Source organism: Heliobacterium mobile (genome assembly GCF_009720735.1).
GTDB lineage: Bacteria > Bacillota > Desulfitobacteriia > Heliobacteriales > Heliobacteriaceae > Heliobacterium > Heliobacterium mobile.
In genome coordinates this window covers 203,807-227,642 of the sequence record NZ_WNKU01000002.1, presented here as the reverse complement: position 1 = coordinate 227,642, position 23,836 = coordinate 203,807, and the positions used below count along the sequence as shown (strand labels likewise).

The window sequence follows — 23,836 nt, the reverse complement described above, 5'->3', positions numbered from 1 at the left end:
CTCTATTTTTAATAGCCTAAATCGTTTAAGACAGCACGCAAGCTGGAGGCACTATCACGGAGAGATCTTTCTTCTTCAAAAGATAGAGGCAAATCGAGGATCGTTTCCCGCCCTGTAGCGGTAACTAAGCAAGGGAGGCTTAAGCAGACATCGTTAATCCCGTACAAACCGTTGACTCGGCTTGAGACGGTCAATACGGAATGCTCGTCTCGCAAGATGGTTTCGCAGATGCGGCGAACAGCTAGAGCGATGCCGTAAAAAGTGGCCCCTTTGCGTTCGATAATTTGATAGGCAGCATTTTTCACATCATTGAAAATGGCTTGACGATCGAGTGGCGCTTTACCAAAGAAATCGATGTGGTGCAGATCGGCACCGCCAATATTAGCTAAACTCCAGAGGGGGACCTCCGTATCGCCGTGTTCACCGACGATGTAAGCATGGACGTTACGGGCGTCCACACCGAAATGCTGGCTGAGGAGAAAACGGAAACGAGAACTGTCTAAAACGGTTCCTGAACCGATGATCTGATGAGGCGGAAGGCCACTTTCCTTCAACGCGGCATAGGTCAGGATATCAACCGGGTTAGCTACGATCAAAAAGATGGCATCAGGACAAGCTTTTTGAAGTTTTGGAATCGTGTCTTTTAAGATGGATACATTTCGCGCTGCTAAGTCCAAGCGGGTTTCGCCCGGTTTTTGGTTAGCCCCGGCTGCATAGATGACGATACGTGAGCCTTTGCAATCAGAAAAATCACCGGCTCGCACCTGAACAGGGCTGACAAAGGAGACGCCATGATTTAAATCCATCGCGTCGCCTTCGGCTTTTTGCCGGTCAATATCGACGAGGACGAGTTCGGATGCGGTTCCTGCGCTTAGGAGGGCAAAGGCGGTCGACGATCCTACGAGTCCAGTTCCTATAATGGAAATTCGTACATCCACCAATCATTCACCTCGTCCCCTAGTATGCCCGCTTACCGAAAACTTTGCCTTGCCCTTGATATTAGCGTCAAGGCTTCTACTAGACGAGTTAGGGTCGCATTGACGGGTGTTGGTATGTTATATTTTTGGCCTAACCGGACAATCGCGCCGTTCATGACGTCAATTTCGGTCATACGGCCTCTGCGGAGATCTTGGCGCATGGAGGATATGTTTTTCCCTGTGGACAAGGCGACAGCCTTTGTTCGGTTCACAGGTTGGGGACTGATCGTGATATGGGCTGCCTGGGCTACCGCCTCCGCTTCTTGGACAGCGGCTTCCAACAGAGATGTTAATGGAGGCACTTCCAAGAGCTTTCCATTAGGTACATCGGCAATGGCGGTCAAGGCATTGATGCCCACATTGATCAACAACTTGTCCCAGATGAGGCCCAGAACATTTTGACTTGCCTCCGGCGCGAGTCCCGCTCTGGCAAAAATCTCGACAAGGGAAAGCAACCGAGGAGTCATTCGACCGTCCAATTCGCCGAAAAGGGTGTGACCTCGGCCAGCCAAACGTATACGGCCGGGCCCTGTCAGGGAAACGCCGAATGAAGTCGTCCCCGCGAGAATTCGTTCGGGACCCCACTGGTCGGCGAGTACTTCATGGTTTCCCAGGCCGTTTTGCAAAGTCAAAAAACAAGTTCCTGCCTTGACGAGGGGCGCTGCTGATAAGGCTGCAGAGGCTGTATCGTTAGACTTGACCATAAAAAGAATCACATCGACTGGTCCTACCTCTTCCGGCCGAGTCGTCGTCTGTACAGGGATAACCTCTGTACCCTCAACAGCTTCAATGACCAGACCTCGCTCACTGAGCGCTTGTACATGGTCTTCCCAGCGGTTAATCAGAAACACATCTACACCTGATTTGGCCAAGAGGCCGCCGTACAGGCAGCCCATGGCCCCGGCACCGTATACGGCGAATCTCATATGTCACCTCATCAATATAAACGCTTCAATTCGTTCGAATCCATGCCAAAGCTATATTCCGGCCCGGGGAAGGTTCCATCGGATACTTCCTGGGCATAAGTGTTAAGAGCTTCCTTGATAGTCGGTCCGATATTGGCGTATTTCTTGACGAACTTCGGAGTAAAGCGATCAAACATACCCAGCATATCTTGAATGACGAGCACCTGACCGTCACAGTACGGTCCTGCGCCGATGCCGATTGTCGGGATGGACAAAGCTTCTGTGATCCTTCTGGCCACATCGGCAGGTACGCATTCGATAACGAGACTAAAAGCGCCGGCTTTTTCCAGGGCTAAGGCATCTTCCAACAACTGTTGCGCAGCCTCTTCAGTTTTTCCCTGTACTTTAAAGCCGCCGAGTTGAGCTGCCGTTTGAGGTGTCAGTCCAATATGTCCCATCACAGGAATACCGGCATCGACGATAGCTTCTACAATAGGGGCAACCTTTTTGCCACCTTCCAGTTTTACCGCTTCGATACCGCTCTCCTTCAGCATCCGGTTGGCGTTACGGATCGCATCTTCCTTAGATATATTGTAGGTGCCAAAGGGCATGTCCGCCACGACGAGAGTATGGGGGGCTCCTTTCACCACAGGTCGGCAGTGATGGATCATTTCCTCCAAGGTAACAGGTACTGTGCTGTCATAGCCTAAAACAACCATGCCGAGAGAGTCACCAACAAGGATGACTTCCACTTCGCTCTCATCGACTAACTGGGCAAAGGGATAATCATAGGCGGTGACCATGCGGAACTTTTTTCCTTGTTCTTTTCGTACCTTAAACTGAGGTAAGGTGATCTTTTTCTTCAATTTGTATCCCTCCTGTGTCGGTTACAGATAGTGTAACCAATCTGTGATGACCAGGGAAATATCCATTAGGAAAAATCCCGAAAAAAATCGAACAAGACTGATTTTTACCTTGCCATAGGCCTTTCGACTTTCCCTTTCCAGGAGGACATTCCGCCCTGAAAATTTTTCACAGCCGGAAAACCTGCCTTACGAAGTAACCGCAATGCCATCCGACTTCGCATTCCGCTGGCACAGATGACGATGATCCTTTTGTCTTTATGGGGCATTAACAGATCGAGACGGTTTTTTAGTTCTTGCACGGGAATATTCACTGCCCCGGGAGGGTGACCGGTTGCAAACTCTTTTTTCGTTCGTACATCGAGCAGCAAAGAAGAGTCCTCATCCTGAAGGATTTTTACCGCATCTGAATAAGATACGCCGTCGACTCCCAGGTCGAACATATAGCGGGCAAAGACGAAAGCTAAAAGAATAATGACTAAAAACTCGAAAAATGGCAGTATAGATTCCATAAAATCACCTCATTTTTTCTTTCTTTTTTTGCTTCTGCCAAAAACAATTGAATCTAACATTATTCTGGGGATATAATGGTAGCGCTATGGGGAAAGGGGTAAGATTAAGGATGAGCGAAGAGATTCGCGTCGATAGCGTCAAAGTAGAGATCCTGGAAAAAGCTTTTGGAGAGACGACCGAAGCCCTAAAGCGCAGTGGCTCTGAGGCTGGAGGTCTCTTACTGGGGAATGTTTTTTTTCAGGAAAAGAACGGGCGTCTTGGCGCGTTAGTTCGGGTGGAAGCCTTTCTACCAGCTCACCACGCCGAACCGGTACATACCAGTTTGAAGTTGACTGAAGCTACCTGGGAAACTTGGGAACAGATGCGAAAACAATTCCCGAAACTTCAAGTGGTCGGTTGGGTTCACAGCCACCAAGGATGTGGAATCTTCTTTTCCGGACAGGATTTGACGAACCAGGAGTCATTCTTTCCTAAGCCTTGGCATATTGCTTGGGTTATGGATACGCATACGGATAAACAAGGCATTTTCCGATGGAAACAGGGAACCATGGTGGCTACCGAGGACTGGCAAGTCCTCCGGGTTGTACGGACAGCCCGCAGCCAGTCTGTTACCGCTTCCATTCGTTCTTCGCAGCCTTTGCAAAATCCTGCCCCTGCTAGCGGATCTCCCTCAATAAAATGGGAGGCATCGAATCAGATCAAGAAGCAACCACCGGTGGTCACGATTATCGATGAAGGTCTCGAGGAGACGGTTCGTCTGCCGAATCCGCAACCGGCTTTGTCCACTCCCCAAAAGGTGAATCTTTCCGAAGATAATGCCCAAAAAGGAACTCCACGGCCTCAGAAGGATCCGATGAAGGAACCACCTATCCAGGCTCGTCAAATCCGGCAGACATCCTACCGGGAAGAACGACCGTGGAAACGAATGCTTGTCACCCTTGGGCTCGGCCTGCTTGTATTCATTGGTGCTGCCCTGGTTACCGTAGGTGTATACACGTTTTTCATGAATAAATAACAGAAGTCTTGCACTTAGCGTTGCATTTGTGGAAGATCTGGGTGTAATGACTCCGCTCGCTAAGGGCTCCAGGGCTGTTCGCTCGGTTGCTACGCGGGCGCGCCAAACCTCTGGGCTATTCTGCATGTGAACCGTGGCGCGCTTTTCCTCTCGCAACCATCGCTCGCGACGCCGTTCCGCCCAAAACGCTCACTCCGTCATTACACCTCAGATACTGCGATCATGTGCAATCGTTCTGAAAGAAAAATGGCCCATTTAATAAATACAGGTGGTGCATTTATGCTGGATCAAGTACCTGCCTTGCTCGCTGGTGAACGGCGTGTTGCCGCTAAAATGATCACATTGATCGAAAATGACGGTCCTGAAAAACAAGAAGTGCTCAAGGCTCTTCATCCACATACGGGAAATGCCTATATCATCGGGATTACGGGATCTCCCGGAGCCGGTAAATCAAGCTTAACTGACCAAATCATCTCGGCCCTGCGCAAACGGGGGAAAAAAGTCGGTGTTGTAGCTGTCGATCCGACGAGCCCTTTCACGGGCGGTGCCATATTAGGCGACCGTATCCGCATGAACGATCATTATAATGATAAAGGTGTCTTTATTCGTTCCATGGGCACTCGAGGCAGTCTCGGCGGGCTTGCCCGGTCGACGAAAGAAGTATTGAAAGTTCTTGACGCTTTTGGCTGTGATTTCATTCTCGTTGAGACGGTCGGTGTGGGCCAGTCTGAACTGGAGATTATGACGGCGGCTGATACGACTGTCGTGGTCTTAACGCCTGGTGCCGGTGATTCTATCCAAGCGATCAAAGCGGGTATCATGGAAATCGCCGATGTGTTCGCTGTCAATAAGGCTGATTTGGAAGGTGCAGACCGGGTCGTAACGGAAGTGGAAGTCATGTTAGATCTGAGTCAGCGTTCTCGCTCAGGCGGTTCGCAAACATGGAGACCGCCAGTCGTTCGTACCGTAGCCATGCGTTCCGCAGGTATCGAGGACTTGCTCGATGCGATTCTGGCTCACCGCAATCATCTGGAAGCATCGGGTCAATTGAACGAGGAACGCAAAAACCGAGTGAAGTTAGAACTGAGCGAAATTATTGAGCACCACATCAAAGACCTCATTCGGAACAAGGTAGTAAAAAGCGGACTTTGGGATAAGCTGTTAGAACAGGTCTTAGAGCGGACGATCGACCCCCATTCGGCAGCGATAGATATCGTTGATAAAGGCCTGGTCCGTCAGGAATAACTTGACAAAATCTTGATGGCTCACTATGATATGATAAAACCATCTCCGACAAATCGAAGATGGGGAGGAGTACACCGCTTAAACCCTGCAGAGAGGCAACCCTCGGCTGAAAGGTTGCTGGGTGATCCGGTGGAAAGTCGCCCCGGAGTGCCGTTATGCGGCCGGTATGGGTCCGTTATCGCCCGTAGAGTGCTTTTTCATCCCTCTGAGAGTGGAATGAAAGAACAAAGGTGGTACCACGGAGCATTCCGTCCTTTGAGGATGGAATGCTCTTTTTTGATGATCTAAGGAGGGTAACAGAGAGAACATGACTGAAGCCAACAAAGAGGGTTTGCCAAAGATCTACGAACCGAAGCAGGTTGAAGGAAAATGGTACCAGTATTGGACAGAAAATAACTTATTCCGGGCTGATGTAAATGCTGACGGAGAGCCTTTTTCTGTCGTCATGCCGCCGCCAAACGTGACGGGAAGCTTACATCTCGGCCACGCTCTCGACAACACCTTGCAAGATATTCTCGTTCGCTGGAAACGGATGCAAGGATTCAACACGCTCTGGGTTCCCGGCACCGACCATGCCGGTATCGCCACACAAGCGAAAGTAGAAGAGTCTTTAGCATCTGAAGGCCAGTCGAAATACGACTTGGGGCGCGAAAAGTTCCTTGAACGAGTCTGGGATTGGAAACATCAATACGGCAATCGTATCACTTCTCAGCTTCGCTACCTGGGAACTTCCTGTGATTGGAGCCGAGAACGCTTCACCATGGACGAGGGTTGTTCCCAAGCCGTTCAGGAGGTCTTCGTCCGTCTTTTTGAGAAGGGGCTTATTTATCGGGGAAACCGGATCATCAACTGGTGCCCCAAGTGTCAAACGACCATCTCCGACATTGAGGTGGAGCATGCAGAAAAAGGCGGCCATCTTTGGCACATCCGCTATCCTGTAAAAGACGGTGATGGGGAAATAGTGGTCGCCACCACCCGTCCGGAGACGATGCTCGGTGATACGGCCGTAGCCGTTCATCCAGATGACGAACGGTACAAGAGTCTTATCGGCAAAAAAGTCATCTTGCCGATTTTGAACCGTGAGATTCCTGTTGTCGCTGACGAATATGTAGATCCCTCTTTTGGAACGGGTGTAGTCAAGATCACGCCGGCTCATGATCCGAACGATTTTGAGGTAGGTTTGCGCCACCACTTACCGCAAATCTCGGTGATGACCAAAGAGGCTATGATGAACGAAGAGGCTGGTCCCTACAGCGGTATGGAACGGTATGAATGCCGGAAACAGATCGTCAAAGACTTGGAAAGCCAAGGCTATCTCGTTAAAGTGGATGAGCATGTTCATGCTGTCGGCCAATGCTATCGTTGTGACACTGTCGTTGAGCCCATGGTTTCGCCTCAGTGGTTTGTCCGCATGAAACCGCTCGCTGAACCAGCCATGGAGGTCGTCAAGGACGGCCGGATGACCTTTATACCGGAACGGTTCACGAAGATTTACCTCGGCTGGCTGGAAAATATCCGCGACTGGTGTATCTCCCGGCAGCTCTGGTGGGGCCATCGCATTCCCGTCTGGTACTGTCAAGATTGTGACTATATCTATTGCGGCAAAGAAGAAGGTTTGCCGGAAGTTTGTCCCAAATGCGGTGCTGTCCATTTTGAGCAAGATTCCGATGTTCTCGATACATGGTTCTCTTCCGGTCTCTGGCCCTTCTCGACGATGGGTTGGCCTAATGAGACGGCTGAAGTGAAGAAGTACTACCCCACTTCCGTATTGGTCACTGGCCGGGACATCATCTTCTTCTGGGTCGCCCGGATGGTCTTTATGGGCCTTGAATTTATGCATGAAGTCCCCTTCCGGGAAGTCTTCATCCATGGGTTGATTCTAGATTCGCAAGGCCGCAAGATGTCGAAATCCCTAGGCAACGGTGTCGATCCCATTGAAGTGATCGAACAGTATGGTGCGGATACACTGCGCTTTATGTTGGTCACCGGTAATACGCCCGGCAATGACATCCGCTTCCATTTTGAGCGGCTGGAAGCGACTCGCAATTTCGCCAATAAGATATGGAACGCTTCTCGCTTTGTCCTGATGAACCTGGAGGGATTTGATCCCCATGAGAGCTGGGGGGAATTAACCCTGGCTGATCGGTGGATTCTTTCCCGCTATAACCGACTCATCGGCGATGTTAACAAAGCCTTGGAAACCTACGACATTGGTGAAGGGGCCCGGGCGATTTATGACTTCCTCTGGAGCGAATACTGCGACTGGTACATCGAACTGGTCAAACCTAGACTCTACGGAAAAGACGCTTCTGTGAAGGATGCCGTCAAATCGCGACAGACAGCTCAGAAAGTGCTTTCTCATGTCCTCCGAGGCACCATGCAACTCTTACATCCCTTCATGCCCTTCTTGACGGAAGAGATTTGGCAGCAGCTTCCCCACCACGGTCAGTCCATCATGGTCTCCTCGTGGCCTGCAGCCCAGGCCGAATTCATCGACGACTCGGTGGAAAACGAAATGGGCCTTTTGATGGAAGTGATCCGGGCTGTTCGCAATATCCGTGCGGAGATGAATGTGGCTCCTGGAAAACGGGCTGAGATCATCTTGGTATCCTCTAACGAAGAGAACCGCCGTCTGCTCGCCCAAGGCTCAGCGCTTGTGGCGAATCTGGCCAACGCTTCGGAAGTGAAGATCGAAGGGGTCACTTATGGGCAGCCGGAAGGGGCCGTTACGGCCATCGTCGGTGATGTGACTGTCTATGTGCCTTTAAAAGATCTCATCGATCTGACGAAAGAGATCGACCGCCTGACGAAAGAACTGCGTGCCACCGAAGAAGAGATTCGCCGTCTAGGTAACAAACTGAACAATCCCGGCTTTGTGGCGAAAGCCCCTGCCGACGTTGTAGCGAAAGAGCGGGAAAAGGAAAGGGAAGCTCTCAAGAAAAAAACTGCCCTGGAAGAACGCCTTCGCGGTCTAACCGCCTTGGGATAGACATGACAACCTTCGAGGAAGCACTAGCCTATTTAAAGGATTTGACAAAATTCGGTTTTAATCTCGGGCTGGAACGAATCACCGAACTGCTGCACCGGCTTGACGATCCTCACGTAAAAGAGCGGCCGGCCTATATCCACATCGGTGGTACGAACGGCAAAGGGTCTACCTCTGTGATGGTCGCCCGGGTACTTGAGGCGGCTGGATACCGTGTCGGCCTCTTTACCTCTCCTCATATGCACTGCTACACAGAACGGACCCAAATCAACGGAAAATCAATCACGCAAGGGGATGTGGCCCAACTGATCGATCAGTTCCGGCCACACCTGGACGCCATGGTAGCCGAAGGATATGAACATCCCACCGAATTTGAAGTGTGGACGGCCCTTTCTTTTATGTATTTTGCTCACCAAGCAGCGGATATCGTCGTTCTGGAAGTGGGTCTCGGTGGATCGATCGATTCAACCAACGTGGTCAACCCCATCGTAACCTGTATCACCAACGTTTCTATGGACCACATGGATTATCTTGGTCATACTTTGCGAGATATCGCCGCCGTGAAAGCCGGGATTATCAAACCGGGCGTTCCACTAATTACTGCCTCTGAAAACAGTGATGTTTTACAAGTACTGTCTTCGACGGCAGAAGCTGTAGGAGCCCCCCTCGTTCAGGTAGCAGCCCAAGAGAGGGACCTTTCCCATACTTTGATGAATCAATGTCATAAAGTGATTTGGGAGCCTGTCGAAGGCGGCAAGGAAATGGTCATCCATGGCCGAATCGGCCACTATGGACCGTTGATGCCCCCGCTGGCAGGGAAACATCAACAAGCCAATCTGGCGACGGCAGTGGCACTCTTAGAAACGGTTCTACAAAAGGGATTCCTTTGGGAGGAAAAGCATCTTCAGGAGGGCTTAGGGCGAGTAACTTGGCCTGGTCGGCAGGAACGATTCGGACAATTCCTGCTCGATGGTGCACACAACGTGGCCGGAGCGCAGACGCTTGCCCAGACCCTTAAGGAAGACTATCCCGACTGGAACAAAGTGCTGCTGATCGGGATGTTAGCTGATAAAGAGCGTGAAAAAGTGGTGGAACTGCTCGCGCCCTTAGCCCAAACCGTCATCGTTACCCGTCCGAACAACCCCCGCTCCGGCGATTGGGAGCAGTTGGCTGCGAACGTTTCCCGCTATTGTTCTCAGGTACAAGTTATGCCCGATGTGCGGGACGCTGTGGATCAAGCGTGGTCGGAAGCGCAGCAGTTAAAGGGATATTCCGATAAAACTTTGATCGTTGTTACAGGCTCCCTTTATATGGTTGCCGAAGCCAGAGAATACATCAGGCAAAAGTGCTAAAAACTAAAAACGTCGAAAAGTGACAGAAAATGAGATGGTACCTTCACCATCTCATTTTCTGCTGTTATAATAGTTGAGGTATCTGTGATGAATCCATTATAATTGTTAAAAAATGCTTAAATTACGAGGAAGAAGGTAAAGAACTACTATGTTGCTTTCACTGAAACCCCGTGAAGACAAGTTCTTTGATCTCTTGGAACAAAGCGCCCGGACTGTCGATAAAGGGGCCAAAGTACTACTATCATTGTTGAACGATTACCAGCAACTCTCTGTAAAAATGGCTGAGATCACTGAGGTGGAACATCAAGGCGATGATATTACCGCCAGCATCACCGAGCAACTCAACCAAACCTTCATCACTCCAATTGACCGTGAAGATATCTACCTTCTCGGTAACCGTCTCGACGATATTTTAGATAACATCCATGGCACGATAGAACGGATGTACCTCTACCAAACGTCACAACCTTCGGAAGATTTTATCAAATTGGCTGGCGTACTATCTCAAGCGACGGAAAAGTTAGCGGAAGTTATTGCTGCCTTACGTAATATTCGCAAGAACCAAGAAGCGATTCTCGAGGGATGTGCCAAAATCAAACAATGCGAAAGTGAGGGAGACCGCCTCTATCGTCGCGGTGTTGCCCATCTTTTTAACGAACTTAAAGATCCCATTGAGCTTATAAAATGGAAAGAGATATTAGAACGGGTAGAAGATGCGACTGATGTTTGTGAGCACGTGGCAAAAATCGTCAAAGGGGTAGCCATGAAGAATGCCTAGTTTTGAAATCATCGTCTTTGTCATCGTCTTTACAGCTCTCGCCTTTGATTATATCAACGGATTTCACGATACGGCGAATGCGGTAGCTACATCAGTGTCGACTCGCGCTATCGCACCTAACCATGCAGTGATTCTGGCGGCTACCATGAACTTTATCGGTGCCCTTTCCGGTACGGCTGTCGCGAAAACGATCGGATCTGATATCGCGAATCCTTCCGGAATTACCCAATCAGTAATCTTGGCTGCTTTGGTTTCTGCTATCTTATGGAACCTTCTGACGTGGTACTATGGGATTCCGTCTTCAAGTTCTCACGCCTTGATTGGTGGAGTCATTGGCGCTGTCGTAGCTGGTCAGGGATTCTCAAGTCTAAAACTGGCTGGCATTCAGAAGATCATTTTCGTTTTGATTGCATCGCCTATTGCAGGCTTGATTGTCGGCTACTTTGTCATGACTGCCCTTTGGTGGATATCAAGGAACTCGACACCTGGGCGAGTCAATCGTCGATTCTTACGATTACAGGTGCTCGCCGCCACGGCAGCAGCTTTTTCCCATGGTTCGAATGATGCCCAAAAATCAATGGGGATCATCACGATGGCCCTCTTCAGTGCCGGCATGATCCCCGTTTTTGAAGTTCCGAAGTGGACAATCATCGCTTGCGCCATGGCCATGGCCTTGGGAACTGCCGTAGGAGGATGGAAGATCATCCGCACCATGGGCGGGCGTATCGTCAAGTTGGAACCTGTCAATGGATTTGCAGCTGATTTAAGCTCCTCTTTCGTAATTTATGGTGCTTCCATGTTTGGGATGCCTGTGAGTACCACTCACGTTGTCTCATCTTGTATTATGGGAGTAGGATCAGCCAAACGGGTTTCTGCTGTTCGCTGGGGTGTGGCTAAGCAGATCGTATCTGCCTGGATTTTAACGATTCCCGCCTCCGCCGCAGTGGCTGCATTATCATATACAGTGATTCATTTCCTCTTAGGTGTCTAGTTAAAGAAAGAAGGGAATTAGGCGTGAAAACCCTGAAAATCCCCGAAGCCACCATTATCCGCTTATCTATGTACTCTCGGTATCTGAGCCAAGTGGAGGAGCGGGGAGTGGAGATGATCTCCTCGGGAGAGATTGCCGAAGGTGTTGGAGTCAGCCCGGCTCACGTTCGTAAGGACCTGGCCTATTTCGGAGAATTTGGAACCCGCGGAGTCGGTTATAATGTTGGTGAATTGCAGAGTCATATTCTCAACATATTACGACTAAACCGGGAATGGCGTGTGGTCATCGTCGGAATTGGCTATTTAGGTTCGGCCCTGACGATGTACCGCGGATTTAGAGAACGCGGTTTTGACATCGTTGGTATCTTTGATGCTGACGCAGCGAAAGTGGGGCGGGAACTGAGCGGACTCACCGTTCGTCCTCTGGAGGAACTGGAAAGTATAATTCGAGAAAAACAAGTAGGGATTGGCATCATCACCGTTCCGGCTACGGAAGCCCAACAAGTAGCGGACAAGCTTGTAGCAGCTGGTGTCAGTGCCATACTAAACTTTGCGCCTTGTGTACTTACCCTTCCTCCCCATGTGGAACTTCGAAACGTTGATTTATCGGTGAACTTAGAAGTCCTTACCTTTAATTTAGGTTCGAGGAGAAAATTTTAACATCTCCTACTCAAGGGAAGAAAGCCTCTAACCGGCCTTGCTGGCTGGTTAGAGGCTTTCTTTATTTTACCCGGACTTTTAGATAGTTACTTCTCCCGGTCGGTGTTTAACTCATTAAATCCTTTTATTCAGGAAGACTAAAACATGGGCAAATACCTACCCAAAGGGGGATTTTATGGTGTCTGATCCGTATGCACAGGGAATGTTGCGGGTCCATCCCTATGCGAAGAAAAAGGATGTTGTCGGGGAACTGGTGGCGATTTTAGAAGGCAAGTTGGAGAACCGCGGCCTTCAGTTGATCAAGCCCATATCGCGTGCACTGGCAGAAGACGAGATCCATGAGATCATTATGACCGATGAAGTGGAAGCCGGACCTGGAAAGAAGGTAGACCGTATCGCTTACCTGGCTTTTTTTGAGGTCAAGGGTGGTGGTGTCATCGTGACAGGTGATCCCGTTTTTTTAAAAGGAAAGCTGCTCGGTCACATTGCCGGATTTGACGAAACACATATGCCCAATCATATCAATATCGTCATTAAGTCGGAAGATCGGTTGTCTGGGGTGTCCTTAGGTGCTGAAATCGGTCAACAGCTATTGATCAAAAGCCCCGATTAAAGGTAACCAAATACACATGTTTTTTCCGGAGGCGGTGAAACTATCGATGAGTCCCGCCCAGTAAAAATCAGGAGGTGAAAAATCATGTCCATTGAAGCGAAACTGCAAGAAATGGGCCTGACCATACCGGATGCACCGAAACCGGTCGCTGCTTATGTGCCGGCCATCAAAGTCGGTGACTATGTCTATACGTCCGGTCAGATACCCTTTGTCAACGGGGAATTGAAGCATAAAGGCAAGGTCGGAAAAGATGTTACCCCGGAACAAGCGTACGAAGCTGCGAAGATTTGCTGCCTCAACTGTTTAAGTGTGATCAAAGGGCAGATTGGAAATCTCGATCAGATTAAACAAATCGTTAAAGTTGTCGGCTTTGTCAACAGCGCACCGGGATTTCAAGGTCAACCGGGGGTAGTCAATGGCGCCTCCGAACTGCTTGGCCGTGTATTTGGGGATAAAGGACAGCATGCTCGATCGGCTGTGGGTGTGAACGAGCTCCCCTTAGATGCGGCTGTAGAAGTGGAAATGATCGTACAAGTGGGCTCCTGATGAGTCTAGAACGAATCATAAAGGGTAACGAGGAGGCTCTCAATGTCGAACTTAAAATATAAGTATCAACTATACAGACACCTGCAGGCTAGCATCCCGCAAATTTATGCGGAAGCGAAAAAGGCAGCCGATGAAATCGGTATCCCCCCGCAACTGAGAGGTAAATTCGGCCTCACTGGGGCGATCTCTGGATGCCCGGCCCCGCTTCGTCGAGATATTGCCGAAGCTACAGAAAAAGGCGGGAAAGAAGTCATTCCCTTGGCCAAACTGATCGATGAGCTTCGGGAGATCGTCAAGGATGTCTATGGCGACGAGTGGGAGCCTGTTCCGACCAGCACTTGTGAAGCGGCTCTGTGGCTATGCTTTGATACTTTGATGACTCCACCCAATCTGGGCCGCGGTGACAACTACCGTGCTCGGTACATCTGCCCTTATGAAAAGCACATGCACCATCAGGGCGCTTACGGTCGCCCGTTCCCGGCAAAATACAAAGACCTCTATGCCGACCGCGGGACAACTGCCGGTGAGATGGGTTTCTACGGCAAACGGCAGAACAATTTTGATACAGTCATCGTGCCGCTCGTCGGAGCGAAGTACCCTGTTCACGGTGTCAAAGCCCATCCCGTTCCCTTGTTGACCGAAGTAGACCCTGAAGCGTCCATTGAGCAAATGGCTTTGGCTGCCGAAGTTCATGCTCCCTTCTTGACGGGATTTGCATCGCTCGGTTATGACACCCCTGGTTACGGATACGGCATAAAAGAAGACGACGGTGCGCCCTTACTCATGAAGCGTATCGGGGAACTGGCTCACGAATACAACGTTCCTTACCTGATCGACAACGCCTGGGGCATACCCTTCGTTGGCACCGATCCGCGCAAAGTCAACGCAGACTTGATTGTTTACGCGATGGACAAGGCATCTGGTGCGGCTACTTCTGGACTCGTCATCGGTCGTGAAGATGTGATGACCCATATTCGCCGGGCCATGGGCTTACATGGTGACCGCTGGGGCACGACGGCGTCCTATGGTAAAGCCGCGTATGTTACCTTCGATCCGGGGAAAGAAGCTTTGCTCAGCCAGATCCAGGCCCTCCGAGTCCTTCGAGATAACCCGAAACTGATGACTAAGCCTGTCGATGACTTGGAGCGAATCGTCCGGGAAGAATTCGAACAGATCCATCCCAACATTAAAAAAGGTCTCTTGATCAGCAAATCGTACAACTCCCAGACTGTGGAAGTCAACTACGAAGGGACATGGAAAGATGGTGGTTTGGGCTTACCCATCTTCGCCATCGAAGACATGTATGCCGGCAGCAACATCCTCCAGACTGGTCTAGCCCAGATGGGTGTCATTCCGACGATCGCCTACGATGCCAACATTTTCATCTCGCCGGGTCTCGGCACCAGCGATGATAATGGCCAGTTGATTGAAGATAACATGCGCTATGGGGTCCGCGCGTTGGTAAAATTGATGGAAATCGTGGGACGCCACGCCGGAATGATTTAAGGAGGTCAAGCCGTGGCAAAAGTAGTAGTTGTCGGCGGAGGATGGGCTGGATGTGCCGCAGCGATCGCAGCGGCAAAGGCTGGCGCCGATGTTGTTATGCTTGAACGGACTGACATGTTGCTGGGCACTGGTCTAGTCGGCGGTATCATGCGCAACAACGGCCGCTTTACGGCTACGGAAGAGATGTTTGCCATGGGTGGTGGAGACCTGTTCGAAGTTTGCGATCAGGTCTCCCGCCATAAAAACATCGAATTCCCAGGCCATAAACATGCCAATCTCTACGACGTAGCGAAGGTAGAACCAGCTGTTCGCAACCGTTTGTCCCAGTATAAAAATATCGAATTTCGGACCTTGGCAAGAGTACGGGACATACACATGGAAGGTTCTAAAATCACCGCTGTAGTCATCGACGAGACCGACGCGATCGCTGGTGATGTATTTATCGACGCCAGCGGAACTGCCGGACCGCAAGGCAACTGCGGCAAGTACGGCAACGGTTGCGCCATGTGTATCTATCGTTGTCCCACCTTTGGCGGACGCGTATCTATCGCCGGTAAAGCTGGAATTAAAGAGATCATCGGGAAAAAAGGAGATGGCAGTTTCGGTGCCATGTCCGGTTCTTGTAAATTGCACAAAGATTCCATTCGCGATGATATCATTGATACCCTGAATAAAACCGGCGTGGCTGTTGTACCGATTCCAGAAGAACTGCGCAAGGAAGACGCCCTCTCCAAAAAGGCATGCCAACAATATGCGCTCAAAGAGTTTGCCGAGAACGTGATCCTTTTGGATACAGGTCATGCGAAGCTGATGACTCCTTACTATCCTTTGGACAAGCTTCGTCATATTCCCGGCTTCGAAAACGCTCGCTTTGAAGATCCCTATTCCGGCGGTATCGGTAACTCTATGCGTTACATCGGTATGTGTCCTCGCGACAATCATCTCAAAGTAAAAGGGGACGTACAGAATCTCTTCTGTGCCGGAGAGAAAGCGGGTCTTCTGGTGGGACACACGGAGGCTATTGTCACAGGAACACTGGCTGGGCATAACGCCGTTCGCCTTACCTTGAACAAACCGCTGTTGGAAATTTCTCCTTCGCTTGCTGTCGGAGATGCTATCGCTCACGTGAACGAACAGATGCAGACTGACGAGGGACTCACGAAAAAGTACACCTTCTCCGGCTCTGTTTATTTCCAACGGATGCAGGAAAAAGGCCTTTATACGACGGATGTCAACGCTATTCGTCAACGAGTAGGTGCGGCGGGTCTCTCTGATGTCTTTGCCAAGCCGGTCTCCTAGGAGGTGAAGCATGGTTACCTTAACAACATTACACTGGATCTTTCTCTTTTACGTACTCGTCGTGATCGTCGTCATGGGCTTGCGACGAGATCCGTTGATTCCCTGTATCATCGGTATTTTACACATCGGTTGGATGTATTCGGGGAAACTGGTTGGGGCGATCCAATCGGTCTTTAACGCTCTGGTCGTTGCAGGTACCGAGTTTCTGGGGATTATCGTGGTCATCTCCCTAATCGTAGCCATGTCTAAAGTACTCACAGAGTTAGGTGCTGACTACCTGATCATGCGTCCCGCTGCCAAGTTGATGGTGAATGCCGATATCGCCTTTTGGATTCTGGGGATCGCCATGCTCATCGTCTCCTGGTTTGTCTGGCCCTCACCGGCAGTGGCTCTCATCGGTGGAATCATGCTTCCCATTGCCGTCCGGGCCGGTTTACCGACCATGGGAGCGGCGATGGCCATGAACCTCTTTGGCCACGGTATCGGGCTTTCCACAGACTATGTGATTCAAGGGGCACCAACGATTACCGCTAAAGCGGCTGGCCTGGATCCGTCGGCTTTGATCCGTGCGTCGGTTCCGCTGATTATCGTTATGGCTTTAGTTACGACGATCATCGCCTATATTCAGGTGAAGCGAGACATTAATACTAATCGTGCCAAACATGACCAAGAGAGGCTGGCTTTTGAGAAAGAGCAAAAACAAGTGGAAATCACAAACCTTTCCTATGTCTTTGCTGTTCTAGTACCCTTAGCCTTCATCGCAGATGTATGGGCCATGCTCGCCTTTGATCTTAAGGGCGGTGATGCTACGGCTCTAGTCGGGGGCACTGCAGCTCTGCTGTTGGCATTAGGTTCGATCCTCAAATATGGCGTTGAGTCTTTGGAGAAAATTACCGATTTCGTCCGAGACGGGTTCATGTTTGGGATAAAAATCTTCGCTCCCGTCATCATCATCGGTGGATTCTTCTTCTTGGGCAAAGGAGAGCTATCAGCACAAATCCTCGGAAAAGGTGCCCCTGGTTTTTTGGAAGACGTGGGACTCGCTTTGTCTTCTGCGGTACCGCTAAACAAAGCCTTCATTGCCATCATCGAATTAGCGGCAGGAATGATCGTCGGTCTCGATGGTTCTGGATTCTCTCCATTGCCGCTGGTTGGCTCCATCGCAGCCACTTTTGGTAAGGCCGTTGAATTAAATGTAGCGACTTTAGCAGCCCTTGGCCAAATTGCCGGGGTATGGACAGGCGGTGGGACCATCATTCCCTGGGGTCTAATCCCCGTGGCAGCTATTGCCGGAGTAAACCCCATCGAATTGGCACGACGCAACTTTGTCCCTGTCATAGCTGGCCTCGCCGCGACAACATTGGTTGCTATCTTCCTGATGTAAAAGGCAACAAGTTTTAAGATGGAACTACTCGCCGATCTCTACGGCGAGTCTTTCCTTTTTTATTACCGGGAAATAAAAACAGCCTCCTAGGGAGAAAATAATCCCAACTTATCCGAGAAGATCTGCTCATGCCATGGATGAGATCTAAAGGAGGAAATATGGTGGCACAGGGAGTTCTTTCCCGCGTCATGGATGCTCTCGATCTGGAGACTTTTCTGGTCTGCTCCAGTGAAGAGGAAGGAAAAGAGTTGGCGATCCGTTTGATGAAGTCGCTGGGCTTTCAAGATGTGGACTTGGTTTTTATCCGTTTTGGCGGTCCTGGTGCTAGGATCCGTGTCCGGGCCTATATTTATCGACCTGGACAGGATTATGCCTGGGTGCGCCAAATCGATGACGGGGAAAAGCGAGGTTAAGGACGATGGCCTTTGAACGCAGAAAAATACTCTTAGTTCCTCTCGACCCGGTTCATGACATCGGCTTAAAAATGATCCGCCGTGGGCTGGAGCAAGCTGGGCATCAAACAATGTTGCTTCCACCGGACCTGCCGCCGGAAGAGATCGTCTCCATCATGGGGAAAGAACATCCGGACCACGTGATGATCAGCCGAACCTTGGGCTATGGTGTAGGCGAAGTGCTCGGTCGTTTTGTCGATCTAGCTGACGCTGCTGGGCTCCGGGATAAGACGGCTTTAGTTGTGGGAGGCATGGCGGTACGTCCTGAGTTGGCAGCAGAACTGGGTTTTGATGCCGGTTTTGGGCCAGGTACTTCTGTGGAAGAGGTGGTAGCCTTTGTAGAGGGGCGGCCCTATCAACCAGACTTGGCTGGTGCGAAAAAACAAAAAAAGGATATCACAGCCGGTTATGCTTATGAATATCGCCACGCAGGCATCGGAAACCTGCTCGAAAAGATCGTCACTAACATCCTCACCTGGAGCGAGGGGAAAATTTCTCCGGGAATTTTGCGTTCACGCCTTCGTGATGAAAGCTGGGATGTAGAGAGCTTCCGTCAAGGCAAGGTGAGTCGTGAATTCTCGGAAGCCTATGCACAACTGTGTGATCCCGTGCCCCAGGCATTTCATCGAAAAGGAGAAGTCCACCCGAAAACAAGGCGTCAGACAGACCAGGAAATCGCTCGATTAGAAGATTATCTAACCAAGACGAAGAGCCGCATGACCGTAAGCAAGGTGCAGCATGTAGAAGGACAACCTAAAGTCTTCATCCAATACGGCACAGGCTGTCCTTTTATGGATATCGCCCATATCAAAGTCTGTGAAGCATGGGGAGCTGACGGTGTCGTCCACTTTGATCCTTCTTGGGGCGCTCGGACGGAGGGCTTTATCGGCGGTTTCTTAACCCATCAAGAAGACGGTTCAGTCGTCACTCCAGAAAATTTATCCTGGATCAAGGCGGCCTTGGAAGCTTCCACACTCTGGCAGGTACGAGCTCACCGGGGACTGAACACGGCTGAGACGGTCGTATTGGCGGGAAAACTCGGCGCTGACTTGACGAAAATCAATATCGCCTATGGCTCCTTAGCTGCCGGGACCGATCCGGCTCGTCTCACTGTTGACGGAATCGAAGCCATACGCATGGCTGTGAAATATAAACTTCCTTTTGATGTAGTGACCAATGAAGAGTTGGCCGGTGTTCCTGCCCATAAAGCCTTTGCCGGCATGCTAATCGTCACAGCCTTAGGGCGTCGCCTCGGTGCAAGACCGATCTTGCAACCGCTGTTCTCCTACAGCCCTGAAGTGATGATCGGCGGTCAAATGATCAACAACTATATCGATTTTAACGCTGCCAAGATAGAAGCTCTGCGTAGCATCATCGACGCACCACTTTGGCCTGGGGCGCCGATCGGTTTCCTGACACAGACGGAAGACCGAGTCCAGTCCTCTATGACCACCTCTCTCCATGCAGCCTTGGCCGCATCCTTGCGCGTCGATGCAATTTCCATCGCTTCCTCTGACGAAGCCTATTCGGGAGGCCCGATCATCGCTGCCTCTCGAGTGGACACACTTCAGGCTGTAGCTGAAGGGTTTCGCTTTTTCGGAGAAGGCCGCATAACGCCCACAGTCCATGCACAGCAATGGGCAGACGAAATGGTAGATAAAATAGAAGCTGTTCTAAAAGAAGTGGCTCAATCCCCCACTTTTGTGGAAGCTCTATACGCTGGCCTGCTGGGCAGTAAGGAAGAAGGAGCCTACCCTGGTCGTGGAGGGAGAGGTACCGTTACGGAGAAATGAAAACGATCGGTATCGCCGGGACTGCCAAAAACACCGGAAAAACGACGACCGCTTCGGCACTGTTGCGAGAAGCTTATCGCCGTCATCGCCGAATCGCCATCACTTCCATCGGTTATGACGGGGAAGAATGGGACAATATCACTGGTTTGCCAAAACCACGCCTTCCCGTACAAAGGGGTACGATTGTTGCCACAGCCCGCAAATGTCTAACCGTCTCCAGCGCCAATATCCGTATCCTCGAAGATACATTCATAAGGAGTGCCTTAGGCTCAATTGTGATTGGCGAAGTCATCGATCCAGGATTAGTAGTGATCGCTGGGCCAAACAAATCGGTTGAGGTGGGCCGTGTGAAAAAGGCCTTGACTCGCTATCGACCAGACCTTCTCATGGTCGACGGTGCCCTCAACCGGATTGCTCCCATGGTCGAAGTGGACGGTCTGATCTTGGCAACCGGCGCAGCTCGCATCGTCGATCCTCAACGATTGGCCCGGGAGACGGAAAGTATCGCCCACATTTTTGAACTTCCGTATCGCTCTCCGGCCTTATTTGGCGATAAGGGCGGTGTGGCATGGCGACGAGGAGAGGGATGGGTCTCTTTGCCTTTTTCAGGTACCCAATTGCTCACATCGGAAGATGGAGAAAGTCTGGCCAAAGAACTGATTGATTTTCTTCCCCAAGAGCATGTGGAAGGCACGATCCAGATGCCGCCTTTAGTGACTACCAAAGCGATTCGCTCATTGCTGACTGCAGTGGGAACAAGATTGAAGCAATGGCCCATTTATTTCCGAGACGCCATTAGCCTATTGCTGAGTGACTTACCGGAAGAGACCTATTTCATGTTGGAACAGTTGAAATCATTGGGCTTACGTCCCTTTGTACGGAAAAACGTTCCGCTTCTGATGGTAACGGTGAACCCCTTCTATCCGGAATATGATCCGGGCAGCCAGACCTATCAAGCTCGCTTTCTACAGGCAGGATTGCTTGAAGGGAGAATCGGCCGGAAAATTCGAATTCCCGTGATGGATGTCAAACGAAAAGGCGCGCGATCGCTCTGGAGAAAAACAATTGGGTTCTAAAGTAAGAAAACAAATTTAAGAGGAGGAATTTCAGGCATTCTGACGAAATAGATTCAAGTTATCCGGGAAGACCGGGAGTGTTCCCGGCTTTCCTTTTTCCGAGCACAGGGGGTCAGGCCTTTGAAAGGTTTCCGTGGAGGCGCCGGTCAGGCTGGGATGCTCATCATCCTATTGATCGCCGGAGCCATCGTTGGCAGTTTAATTGGTGAAGCACTAAGCCCTGTCGTCCCTGTACTTAAATACAGTAAAAACGTAGATTTAGGACCAGCCAATTTCAACTTAGTATCCTTTAGTGTCACATTGGGATTAGGCATAAAGTTGAATTTAGCTGGTGCCCTCGGAATGATTGCCGGTATCTTCGTCTATCGACGGCTCTAACCGATTTTACCAGGAGTGGTTTGCATTGAATTTGATCTTGGCTTCGGCGTCGCCTCGCCGACGCCAGTTACTTTCTGAACTGGGGATCGCTTTTGAAGTTTGTCCAAGCAATTTTCCTGAGGCAGGAGTAGAAGAACTGCCTCCGGAACAACAAGCCCTAACATTAGCTCGGGGAAAAGCTCATTCTGTAGCTGAACAAGTACAAGAAGGGGTCGTGCTCGGTGCCGATACCATCGTTCTGATTGAAGGCGAAGTACTTGGAAAACCGAAGTCACTAGAGCAGGCGAAAGAGATGCTGCTCCGCCTGTCTGGTCGAGCCCACAAGGTGATCACTGGTCTAGCTCTCTTTCGCGTTGAAAAAGGGCAAATAGTTGGAGAAAGGACCGGATACGAAGAAACAACAGTTTATTTTCGAAGATTGACTGTTGAAGATGTCGATCTATATGTCTCTACGGGAGACTGCATGGATAAAGCTGGAGCTTACGGCATTCAAGGACTGGCCTCTCTGCTCGTCGAAGGATTGGATGGAGACTATTTCAATGTAGTTGGCTTACCCTTGGTACGGCTGGACAAGCTCCTTCGTGATTGGGGATTTTCCTTGTTGCGTCTAGGAACGAAAGGGAACAAAGGCGGTTCATAACGCATTCTATTTCCGGCATTGGTTTCGACGGTTCCCCTGAAAAAAAGGGGGATTAACCATGGAAGAAGCGTATCGCTTGACCATCAAAGACATGCCTGAAGACCTTCGACCGCGGGAACGACTCTTGTCGGCAGGGCCGCAAGCATTGACGAACGCCGAATTGCTGGCCATTTTGCTGCGAACGGGAACAACCCGCGAGACGGCTATCGATTTGGCCCACCGTATATTACGCCAAGGGGGCTTGCGTTTTCTGGCCGAAGCAACAGCGGAAGAATTGAGTTCTCTCAAAGGGCTAGGCTTGGCCAAATCGGCTCAAGTCAAAGCAGCAGTGGAACTGGGCCGCCGGATCGCTTCCACATCACCCGAATCGCGACCATCGATCCGCTCGCCGGAAGACGTAAGCCGTTTGGTCATGGAAGAAATGCGATTTATGGATAAAGAGTTTTTTCGTGCTATCGCCCTCAACACCAAGAATCAGGTGCTGAGCATCGAAGATATTTCTGTAGGCAGTCTTTCCTCATCGATTGTTCATCCGAGAGAACTTTTCAAAGCCTTGATTCGCAAAAGTGCGGCCGCCGTGGTGCTATTACATAACCACCCGAGCGGAGATCCGACGCCGTCTCGGGAGGATCGAGAAATAACGCGGCGAATTGTTGAAGCAGGTAGAATATTGGGTATCGAAGTCCTTGATCATGTCATCGTCGGTGATAATCGTTACTCAAGTTTAAAAGAACTCGGATATATCTGAAGGACGACTGGAATAAGGAGCGAAACATGTTGTTTACAAAAGATTTGGGTATCGACCTGGGAACCGCGAACACCCTCGTCCATTTGAAGGGCCGGGGTATTATCTTGCGGGAACCGTCGGTAGTGGCGATTCAGCGTGATACGAGTTCGGTAATGGCTGTCGGGGAAGAGGCTAAACAGATGATTGGCCGGACGCCGGGCAATATTACTGCGATTCGACCGATGAAGGACGGTGTCATCGCCGATTTTGACGTCACTATGGCCATGCTCAAATACTTTATCCGCAAAGCCCTGCAATCGACGAACTTTTTGACTCGAGTCCGTGTCGTCGTCTGCGTCCCCTGCGGTGTCACTGCTGTAGAAGAACGGGCCGTTAAGGAAGCGGCTTTGCAGGCTGGCGCTAGAGAAGCTTATCTCATCGAGGAACCGATGGCTGCAGCTATCGGCGCGGGTCTTCCCGTTCATGAACCGACCGGCAATATGATCGTCGATATCGGCGGAGGTACGACGGAAGTCGCTGTCATCTCTCTAGGAGGCATCGTGACTTCTAAGTCTATTCGTATCGCTGGGGACGAGATGGATGATGCCATAACGGCTTACATCAAACGCCAATATAACTTGGCTATCGGTGAGCGAACGGCTGAAGAGATCAAAATCACCCTCGGTTCAGCTTATCTCGACCGGTCCGAAGAACTGAAACAAACGATGGATGTGCGAGGTCGCGACCTGGTTTCTGGACTACCGAAAACGATTCACGTTACGGCTGAAGAGGTTCAACATGCCCTCTCTGAACCGGTGACGGCCATCGTTGATGCCATTAAGGTTTGTTTAGAAAAAACACCACCCGAATTGGCTGCTGATCTGATGGAACATGGTATTGTCATGGCCGGAGGCGGTTCCTTGTTGCGCGGCCTTGACCGTTTGGTGAGTTTGCAGACGGGAATGCCTGTATACCTGGCTGATGAACCGCTATCGGCGGTAGCTCTGGGTACGGGCCGCGTCTTGGAAAACATCCCTGCTTTAAAACGAGTGTTATTACCGCAAAAAAGATTAAGTTAGTGTAGAGAGACAGATTAAGGAGGAAGCCCGTTGGCCCGAACAAGATTTAGGAGTACCCT

Annotated in this window: 23 protein-coding genes and 1 other annotated feature; of the genes, 19 read left to right on the top strand and 4 right to left on the bottom strand. The window is 50.5% G+C overall.

Annotated features, from left to right (window positions below):
• Positions 1–8: 8 nt before the first annotated feature.
• The 4 genes from GJ688_RS03610 to GJ688_RS03595 form a co-directional block, all read right to left on the bottom strand.
• The gene (locus tag GJ688_RS03610; protein WP_170291622.1) at positions 9–938 is read right to left on the bottom strand and encodes an L-lactate dehydrogenase; all 930 of its coding nucleotides are present in this window, start codon (positions 936–938) and stop codon (positions 9–11) included.
• A 32-nt stretch (positions 939–970) separates the two neighbouring features.
• Positions 971–1,903 carry a ketopantoate reductase family protein gene (locus GJ688_RS03605; RefSeq protein WP_155475159.1) on the bottom strand — a complete coding sequence of 311 codons (933 nt, stop codon included), beginning with the start codon at positions 1,901–1,903 and terminating at the stop codon, positions 971–973.
• 11 nt (positions 1,904–1,914) lie between these two features.
• Positions 1,915–2,748: a 3-methyl-2-oxobutanoate hydroxymethyltransferase gene (panB, locus tag GJ688_RS03600; protein WP_155475158.1), complete on the bottom strand. Its 834-nt coding sequence runs from the start codon at positions 2,746–2,748 to the stop codon at positions 1,915–1,917.
• Between the two features lie 104 nt (positions 2,749–2,852).
• A complete protein-coding gene (locus GJ688_RS03595; RefSeq protein WP_155475157.1) occupies positions 2,853–3,257 on the bottom strand; it encodes a rhodanese-like domain-containing protein in 405 nt (134 codons plus the stop codon).
• A 110-nt stretch (positions 3,258–3,367) separates the two neighbouring features.
• Between GJ688_RS03595 and GJ688_RS03590 the strand changes: the two genes are divergently transcribed.
• From GJ688_RS03590 to GJ688_RS03500, 19 genes are all read left to right on the top strand, one after another.
• Positions 3,368–4,273 (top strand): Mov34/MPN/PAD-1 family protein, encoded by a 906-nt coding sequence (locus tag GJ688_RS03590; RefSeq protein ID WP_170291621.1) that lies wholly within the window; start codon positions 3,368–3,370, stop codon positions 4,271–4,273.
• A gap of 279 nt (positions 4,274–4,552) precedes the next feature.
• Complete coding sequence (meaB, locus tag GJ688_RS03585) at positions 4,553–5,518, top strand: methylmalonyl Co-A mutase-associated GTPase MeaB (protein WP_155475155.1); 966 nt, start codon at positions 4,553–4,555, stop codon at positions 5,516–5,518.
• Positions 5,519–5,565: 47 nt separating this feature from the next.
• Positions 5,566–5,777: a binding site (T-box leader), on the top strand.
• Positions 5,778–5,825: 48 nt separating this feature from the next.
• Positions 5,826–8,507 (top strand): valine--tRNA ligase, encoded by a 2,682-nt coding sequence (locus GJ688_RS03580; protein WP_155475154.1) that lies wholly within the window; start codon positions 5,826–5,828, stop codon positions 8,505–8,507.
• A gap of 2 nt (positions 8,508–8,509) precedes the next feature.
• The gene (locus tag GJ688_RS03575; protein ID WP_155475153.1) at positions 8,510–9,856 is read left to right on the top strand and encodes a bifunctional folylpolyglutamate synthase/dihydrofolate synthase; all 1,347 of its coding nucleotides are present in this window, start codon (positions 8,510–8,512) and stop codon (positions 9,854–9,856) included.
• Between the two features lie 148 nt (positions 9,857–10,004).
• Positions 10,005–10,634: a DUF47 domain-containing protein gene (locus GJ688_RS03570; RefSeq protein ID WP_207708742.1), complete on the top strand. Its 630-nt coding sequence runs from the start codon at positions 10,005–10,007 to the stop codon at positions 10,632–10,634.
• Positions 10,627–11,625: an inorganic phosphate transporter gene (locus GJ688_RS03565; protein ID WP_155475152.1), complete on the top strand. Its 999-nt coding sequence runs from the start codon at positions 10,627–10,629 to the stop codon at positions 11,623–11,625. The genes GJ688_RS03570 and GJ688_RS03565 overlap by 8 nt, the downstream gene beginning before the upstream one ends.
• Before the next feature lie 23 nt (positions 11,626–11,648).
• A complete protein-coding gene (locus GJ688_RS03560; RefSeq protein ID WP_170291620.1) occupies positions 11,649–12,284 on the top strand; it encodes a redox-sensing transcriptional repressor Rex in 636 nt (211 codons plus the stop codon).
• A gap of 178 nt (positions 12,285–12,462) precedes the next feature.
• Complete coding sequence (locus tag GJ688_RS03555) at positions 12,463–12,897, top strand: DUF6917 domain-containing protein (RefSeq protein WP_170291619.1); 435 nt, start codon at positions 12,463–12,465, stop codon at positions 12,895–12,897.
• A gap of 84 nt (positions 12,898–12,981) precedes the next feature.
• Positions 12,982–13,443 (top strand): RidA family protein, encoded by a 462-nt coding sequence (locus GJ688_RS03550; RefSeq protein ID WP_155475150.1) that lies wholly within the window; start codon positions 12,982–12,984, stop codon positions 13,441–13,443.
• A 42-nt stretch (positions 13,444–13,485) separates the two neighbouring features.
• Complete coding sequence (locus tag GJ688_RS03545) at positions 13,486–14,949, top strand: PLP-dependent aminotransferase family protein (RefSeq protein WP_155475149.1); 1,464 nt, start codon at positions 13,486–13,488, stop codon at positions 14,947–14,949.
• A gap of 12 nt (positions 14,950–14,961) precedes the next feature.
• Positions 14,962–16,248, top strand: coding sequence for an FAD-dependent oxidoreductase (locus GJ688_RS03540; protein ID WP_170291618.1), 1,287 nt, complete (start codon positions 14,962–14,964; stop codon positions 16,246–16,248).
• Positions 16,249–16,258: 10 nt separating this feature from the next.
• On the top strand, positions 16,259–17,632 hold the full coding sequence (locus GJ688_RS03535; RefSeq protein WP_155475148.1) for a hypothetical protein: 1,374 nt from the start codon (positions 16,259–16,261) through the stop codon (positions 17,630–17,632).
• A gap of 161 nt (positions 17,633–17,793) precedes the next feature.
• A complete protein-coding gene (locus GJ688_RS03530; RefSeq protein WP_328597302.1) occupies positions 17,794–18,045 on the top strand; it encodes a hypothetical protein in 252 nt (83 codons plus the stop codon).
• A 5-nt stretch (positions 18,046–18,050) separates the two neighbouring features.
• Positions 18,051–19,877, top strand: a complete 1,827-nt coding sequence (locus GJ688_RS03525) for a cobalamin B12-binding domain-containing protein (protein ID WP_155475147.1) — start codon at positions 18,051–18,053, stop codon at positions 19,875–19,877.
• Positions 19,874–20,953 (top strand): hypothetical protein, encoded by a 1,080-nt coding sequence (locus tag GJ688_RS03520; RefSeq protein WP_155475146.1) that lies wholly within the window; start codon positions 19,874–19,876, stop codon positions 20,951–20,953. The genes GJ688_RS03525 and GJ688_RS03520 overlap by 4 nt, the downstream gene beginning before the upstream one ends.
• 120 nt (positions 20,954–21,073) lie before the next feature.
• On the top strand, positions 21,074–21,331 hold the full coding sequence (locus tag GJ688_RS03515; RefSeq protein ID WP_155475145.1) for a DUF4321 domain-containing protein: 258 nt from the start codon (positions 21,074–21,076) through the stop codon (positions 21,329–21,331).
• Positions 21,332–21,356: 25 nt separating this feature from the next.
• Positions 21,357–21,971: a Maf family protein gene (locus tag GJ688_RS03510; RefSeq protein ID WP_155475144.1), complete on the top strand. Its 615-nt coding sequence runs from the start codon at positions 21,357–21,359 to the stop codon at positions 21,969–21,971.
• 58 nt (positions 21,972–22,029) lie between these two features.
• Complete coding sequence (gene radC / locus GJ688_RS03505; RefSeq protein ID WP_155475143.1) at positions 22,030–22,719, top strand: RadC family protein; 690 nt, start codon at positions 22,030–22,032, stop codon at positions 22,717–22,719.
• Positions 22,720–22,745: 26 nt separating this feature from the next.
• On the top strand, positions 22,746–23,777 hold the full coding sequence (locus tag GJ688_RS03500) for a rod shape-determining protein (protein WP_155475142.1): 1,032 nt from the start codon (positions 22,746–22,748) through the stop codon (positions 23,775–23,777).
• The last annotated feature ends 59 nt before the right edge of the window (positions 23,778–23,836 follow it).

What these genes read in the sequence shown, in the direction of transcription:
- GJ688_RS03580 (WP_155475154.1), top strand. Translation starts at nt 5,826, where the DNA reads ATGACTGAAGCCAACAAAGAGGGTTTGCCAAAGATCTACGAACCGAAG.
- radC (WP_155475143.1), top strand. Translation starts at nt 22,030, where the DNA reads ATGGAAGAAGCGTATCGCTTGACCATCAAAGACATGCCTGAAGACCTT.
- GJ688_RS03500 (WP_155475142.1), top strand. Translation starts at nt 22,746, where the DNA reads ATGTTGTTTACAAAAGATTTGGGTATCGACCTGGGAACCGCGAACACC.
- GJ688_RS03545 (WP_155475149.1), top strand. Translation starts at nt 13,486, where the DNA reads ATGTCGAACTTAAAATATAAGTATCAACTATACAGACACCTGCAGGCT.
- GJ688_RS03535 (WP_155475148.1), top strand. Translation starts at nt 16,259, where the DNA reads ATGGTTACCTTAACAACATTACACTGGATCTTTCTCTTTTACGTACTC.
- GJ688_RS03590 (WP_170291621.1), top strand. Translation starts at nt 3,368, where the DNA reads ATGAGCGAAGAGATTCGCGTCGATAGCGTCAAAGTAGAGATCCTGGAA.
- GJ688_RS03575 (WP_155475153.1), top strand. Translation starts at nt 8,510, where the DNA reads ATGACAACCTTCGAGGAAGCACTAGCCTATTTAAAGGATTTGACAAAA.
- GJ688_RS03605 (WP_155475159.1), bottom strand. Translation starts at nt 1,903, where the DNA reads ATGAGATTCGCCGTATACGGTGCCGGGGCCATGGGCTGCCTGTACGGC.
- GJ688_RS03570 (WP_207708742.1), top strand. Translation starts at nt 10,005, where the DNA reads ATGTTGCTTTCACTGAAACCCCGTGAAGACAAGTTCTTTGATCTCTTG.
- meaB (WP_155475155.1), top strand. Translation starts at nt 4,553, where the DNA reads ATGCTGGATCAAGTACCTGCCTTGCTCGCTGGTGAACGGCGTGTTGCC.
- GJ688_RS03550 (WP_155475150.1), top strand. Translation starts at nt 12,982, where the DNA reads ATGTCCATTGAAGCGAAACTGCAAGAAATGGGCCTGACCATACCGGAT.
- GJ688_RS03525 (WP_155475147.1), top strand. Translation starts at nt 18,051, where the DNA reads ATGGCCTTTGAACGCAGAAAAATACTCTTAGTTCCTCTCGACCCGGTT.
- GJ688_RS03520 (WP_155475146.1), top strand. Translation starts at nt 19,874, where the DNA reads ATGAAAACGATCGGTATCGCCGGGACTGCCAAAAACACCGGAAAAACG.
- GJ688_RS03595 (WP_155475157.1), bottom strand. Translation starts at nt 3,257, where the DNA reads ATGGAATCTATACTGCCATTTTTCGAGTTTTTAGTCATTATTCTTTTA.
- GJ688_RS03565 (WP_155475152.1), top strand. Translation starts at nt 10,627, where the DNA reads ATGCCTAGTTTTGAAATCATCGTCTTTGTCATCGTCTTTACAGCTCTC.